This is a genomic window from Streptomyces sp. SID5785 (genome assembly GCF_009870065.1).
Classification (GTDB): Bacteria; Actinomycetota; Actinomycetes; order Streptomycetales; family Streptomycetaceae; genus Streptomyces.
On record NZ_WWIA01000048.1, the window covers coordinates 1 to 4,942 of the forward strand.

At 72.9% G+C, this 4,942-nt stretch carries 5 protein-coding genes; 2 read left to right on the forward strand and 3 right to left on the reverse strand.

Annotated features, from left to right (window positions below; all coding sequences use genetic code 11):
• Positions 1-608: DMT family transporter (locus GTW43_RS01620; RefSeq protein ID WP_272922489.1), on the reverse strand; the 608-nt coding region annotated here is incomplete at its 3' end.
• A gap of 296 nt (positions 609-904) precedes the next feature.
• Here GTW43_RS01620 and glgA point away from each other — a divergent pair.
• Entirely contained in the window at positions 905-2,062 is a 1,158-nt protein-coding gene (gene glgA, locus GTW43_RS01625) for a glycogen synthase (protein ID WP_161299737.1), read from the forward strand.
• Between the two features lie 16 nt (positions 2,063-2,078).
• Positions 2,079-3,296 carry a glucose-1-phosphate adenylyltransferase gene (gene glgC / locus GTW43_RS01630; RefSeq protein WP_161299734.1) on the forward strand — a complete coding sequence of 406 codons (1,218 nt, stop codon included), beginning with the start codon at positions 2,079-2,081 and terminating at the stop codon, positions 3,294-3,296.
• Positions 3,297-3,369: 73 nt separating this feature from the next.
• On the opposite strand, the gene GTW43_RS01635 is transcribed toward glgC, so the two are convergent.
• Positions 3,370-4,392, reverse strand: a complete 1,023-nt coding sequence (locus GTW43_RS01635) for an ABC transporter permease (protein WP_161299735.1) — start codon at positions 4,390-4,392, stop codon at positions 3,370-3,372.
• On the reverse strand, positions 4,389-4,942 hold a 554-nt coding region (locus GTW43_RS01640), incomplete at its 5' end, for an ABC transporter permease (RefSeq protein ID WP_161299736.1). The genes GTW43_RS01635 and GTW43_RS01640, both read right to left, overlap by 4 nt.

A 4,942-nucleotide genomic window follows, 5' to 3' on the forward strand; every position in this document is an offset into this window, starting at 1 on the left:
GTCGTGGCCAGGGCCGCGATGGCCAGCAGGCTCGACAGCTGCGTCACCGGGCTGCCGGACCAGTCCTCGGCGACGGACTTCGTGAACACCGAGGCCATGCCGAAGGCCCCGCCCGCCGCCACCGCGAGCAGCACCGAGCGGACCACGGGGTGCCGGTGCGCGGCCCGCGCCGAGGTCATCAGGACCAGCACGGCCCCGGCCGTGATCAGACCCACGACGAGACGCTCCGTGCCGTCCAGCGACTGCTCGGACGGCGAGCCGGTCAGCGCGAGGAGCCCCGCGAGGCCCGCCGTCGCCATGATCGCTCCGCGCCAGGCGGTCGCCCCGGCCCGGCGCCGCACCAGCAGCGCCGACATCGGCAGGGCGAGCACGATCGTGAGCGCCCCGAGGGGCTGCACGAGGCTCAGCGGGCCGTACGCGAGCGCGATGACGTGCAGGAGCGCTCCCAGACCGTTCAGACAGCCCGCGCCCCACCAGGCCGGCCTGCGCAGCGGCGCGTACGCCGAGGCGGGCGAGGTCTCCGCGACCCGCTCCTGCACGATCGCCCCGCCCGCGTACGCCACGGCGGAGACGAGCGACAGCAGCACGGACAGCGCCAGGGCACTCATTCGGCGCCCCTGGCGGTGCGGCGCGGCGCGCGATCGGTTCTCATACCCTCCACGATCTCTCGCCCGGGCCGATCTGTCGTCCGACCACAGCAGGCATCGCGTAGTACTGCCGATGGAGTACGCCGCTCTCAGGGTCATCCCCAGGGCGGGTGTCAGGGGTGGAGACCCGTGACGGCGCGGAGGGCCGCGGTCGGCGGTCTTCCGCCCGGGCCCGCGATGGGTGACCATGAGGAGCGATCCGGGCACGACCGGGACGGGCGAGTGGTGACGACCGACGACGGGGGCCGCGCGTGCGAGTGGGACTGCTCACGAGGGAGTACCCGCCGGACGTCTACGGCGGCGCCGGCGTCCACGTCGAGTTCCTGGCGCGCGAGCTGCGCCCGCTCGTCGACCTGGAGGTGCACACCTGGGGCGAGGGCACCTCCGAGGGCGTGCGCCGGCACCGCGCCTGGCCCGCCCTGGACGGTGCCAACGACGCGCTGCGCACCCTCTCCGTGGACCTGTCCATCGCCGCCGCCCTCGAGGGCCGCGAGCTCGTCCACTCGCACACCTGGTACACCGCGCTCGCCGGGCACCTCGCCGCGCTGCACCTCGGCGTCCCGCACGTGATGACCGCGCACTCCCTGGAGCCGCTGCGCCCCTGGAAGGCGGAGCAGCTCGGCGGCGGGTACGCGCTGTCGGCCTGGGCCGAGCGCACCGCCATCGAGGCGGCCGACGGCGTCATCGCGGTCTCCCGCGCCATGCGCGACGACATCCTCGCCTGCTACCCCGCCCTGGAGCCCAAGAAGGTCCGGGTCGTGCACAACGGCATCGACGTCTCCCTGTACCGCGCCGATCCGGGCACCGACGTACTGCACCGCTTCGGGATCGACCCCGGCCGCCCGTACGCCCTGTTCGTCGGGCGGATCACGCGGCAGAAGGGTGTGCCGCACCTGCTGCGCGCCGCCCGCCGGATCGGCCGGGACGTGCAGATCGTCCTGTGCGCCGGGGCGCCGGACACCCCGGAGATCGGCCGGGAGTTCCGCGAGCTGGTCGACGAGCTGAAGCGCACCAGGGACGGCGTGTGCTGGATCCCGTCGATGCTGCCGCGCACCGAGGTCGTCCAACTGCTCACGCACGCCGCGGTGTTCGTCTGCCCGTCCGTGTACGAGCCGCTCGGCATCGTCAACCTGGAGGCGATGGCCTGCGGCACCGCGGTCGTCGCCTCCTGGGTCGGCGGCATCCCCGAGGTCGTCGCGCACGGGGAGACCGGGCTGCTCGTCCCGTACGCGGAGCAGGACCCCGAGGGATTCGAGGCGGGACTCGCGCGCGCGATCGACGAGGTGGTCGGCGATCCCGGTGCGGCCCGCAGGATGGGCGGGGCCGGACGGGAGCGGGCCGCGGCCGAGTTCGGCTGGGGCGCCGTCGCACGGCGCACGGCCGGTCTGTACGAGGAGATCATCGACGGCGCCTGAACGGCAGGAGGCTGGCATGCGCGGTGGACCTTCGGTACTCGGGATCGTCCTGGCGGGAGGAGAGGGCAAGCGGCTGTTACCGCTCACGGCCGACCGCGCGAAACCCGCGGTCACCTTCGGCGGCACGTACCGGCTCGTCGACTTCGTCCTGTCCAACCTGGTGAACGGCGACATCCTGCGCATCTGCGTGCTCACGCAGTACAAGTCCCACTCCCTCGACCGGCACGTGAGCACGACCTGGCGCATGTCCAGTCTGCTCGGCAACTACGTGACACCCGTCCCCGCCCAGCAGCGGCTCGGCCCGCGCTGGTTCTCCGGCAGTGCCGACGCGATCCTGCAGTCCCTCAACCTGGTCCACGACGAACAGCCCGACTACATCGCCGTGTTCGGCGCCGACCACGTCTACCGCATGGATCCGCGCCAGATGCTCGCCCAGCACATCGAGAACGGCGCCGGCGTCACGGTCGCGGGCATCCGCGTCCCGCGCGCCGAGGCCTCCCAGTTCGGCGTCATCACCCCGGCCCGCGACGGCACGCGCGTCGAGTCCTTCCTGGAGAAGCCCGCCGACCCGCCGGCGCTGCCGGGCAGCCCGCACGAGGTGTTCGCCTCCATGGGCAACTACCTCTTCACCACCAAGACCCTCGTCGACGCCCTCCAGCAGGACGCCGAGAACCCGTCCTCCGCGCACGACATGGGCGGCTCGATCCTGCCGCTGCTCACCGAGCGCGGCGTCGCCCAGGTCTACGACTTCGACGGCAACCACGTGCCCGGCGAGACCGAGCGCGACCACGGCTACTGGCGCGACGTCGGCACCCTCGACGCCTACTACGAGGCCCACATGGACCTCATCTCGGACCGGCCCGCGTTCCACCTGGACAACCGGCGCTGGCCCATCTACACGCACCCGGGACAGCTGCCGCCCGCCCGGTTCTGCGCGGGCGGCATCGCGAGCGAGTCCGTCGTCAGCCCCGGCTGCGTCATCCGCGGGCAGGTCACCCGCTCCGTCCTCTCGCCCGGCGTCGTGATCGGCGACGGCGCGGTCGTCCAGGGATCCGTGCTGCACGACAACGTGACGGTGGGCAGGGGAGCGGTGGTGCGCGGAGCCGTCCTCGACAAGAACGTGGAGGTGCCTGCCGGCGCCACCATCGGCGTCAACCCCGGCCGCGACGCCGAGCTCTACACCGTGTCCAGGACCGGCGTGATCGCTCTCGGCAAGGGACAGGCCGTGCACTGATCCCGTGCGGTCGCCCGGGGCCGCACGGGATCAGCGGAACCCGGCTCCTCGCCGGACGGCGAGGAGCCGGCGCTCACAGCACCCGCCGGCGCCGCCCCAGCCAGGTCTGCGCGATCACCACGACCGCCAGGAACGCACCGCTGACCACCTGCTGGTAGGCGGAGTCGAGCGAGCCGATCTGGTTGATCACGTTCTGGATCACCTTCAGCAGCAGCACGCCCACCAGCGATCCGCTGATGAAGCCGAACCCGCCGGTCAGCAGAGTGCCGCCGATGACGACCGCGGAGATCGCCTCCAGCTCCATGCCGGAGCCGAGGATCGTCACGCCCGACACCAGCCAGGCGGCGTTGAGCGCCCCGGCCAGGCCCGCGCACAGACCGGAGACCGTGTAGACCCCGATCTTCGTGCGGGCCACCGGCGCACCCATCAGGGCCGCCGCGTCCTCGTTGCCGCCGACCGCGTACACGTACTGGCCGAAGCGGCTGCGGCGCAGCACCACCGCGCCGGTCACGAACAGCGCCAGCGTGATCCACACCGGGACGCCGATGCCGAGCAGCTTGCCCTGGCCGAGCGTCGCGAAGAACGTGGACTTGTCGACGAGGTACGTCTTCGAGCCCTCGTCCGTGACCGCCAGCAGCAGTCCGCGGGCCCCGAGCATGGCCGCCAGGGTCACGATGAACGGCGCCAGCCGGGAGCGGGCGATCAGCAGCCCGTTGACCAGCCCGATCAGACCGCACACCGCGAGCGGCAGCAGCAGTGCGACGAGCGTGCCGTACTGCGAGCCCCACGCGGCGAGCACCCCGCCCAGCGCGAACAGCGACCCCACCGACAGGTCGATCCCACCGGTCACGATCACGAACGTCATGCCCAGCGCGACCACCGCGAGGAACGCGGAGGACAGCGCCATGTTCTCCAGGTTGTCGCCGGTCAGGAACGTGTCGAACGAGAGCGACGCGGCGATCACGGCGATCACCAGGGTGACCAGCGCGCCGTGCTGCTGGGCCAGCGCGCTCAGCCGCTCCGCGCGCGTCGCGCCCAGCGGCTCCTCGTGCGCGGCTCCCGCCGGCTGCGCCGCCTCGACATCGGTCATCGTCATCGCTTCCCCCGTTCCCTGGCCGCGTAGACGGCGAGCACGATCACCACGGCCTGCGCGATCTGTGTCCACGACGGCGGCAGGTCGTGCTTGATGAGCGTGGCCGTGAGCAGCTGGATGAGCACCGCGCCCGCGACGGTGCCGCCGATGCGCACCCGGCCGCCGTTGAGCGGCGTCCCGCCGACCACCACCGCCGTGATCGCGGACAGCTCCATGAGCGTGCCGAGCGAGGTCGGGTCGCTCGCCGTGAGCCGGGCCGTCGCCAGCACGCCGGCCACCGCCGCGAGCACGCCCGACAGGACGTACACGATGATGAGCACGCGGCGCACCGGCAGTCCGGCCAGCCGGGCCGCCGGGCGGCTGTCGCCGATGGCGAGCAGCTGGCGGCCGAACGTCGTGCGCCGCACCACGAAGGCGACGATCAGCGCGAGCGCCGCCGCGATCAGCACGACGTACGGCACGCCCAGCACGTCGTCGGTGCCCAGCGCCCGCAGGCCCGGGTCCCGCACGTCCTTGAGCTGGGGCAGCAGGACCAGGGCGAGGCCCCGGCCCG

Excerpts from the sequence above, each read along its gene's own strand:
- glgC (WP_161299734.1), top strand. The coding sequence starts at position 2,079 with ATGCGCGGTGGACCTTCGGTACTCGGGATCGTCCTGGCGGGAGGAGAG.
- GTW43_RS01635 (WP_161299735.1), bottom strand. The coding sequence starts at position 4,392 with ATGACGATGACCGATGTCGAGGCGGCGCAGCCGGCGGGAGCCGCGCAC.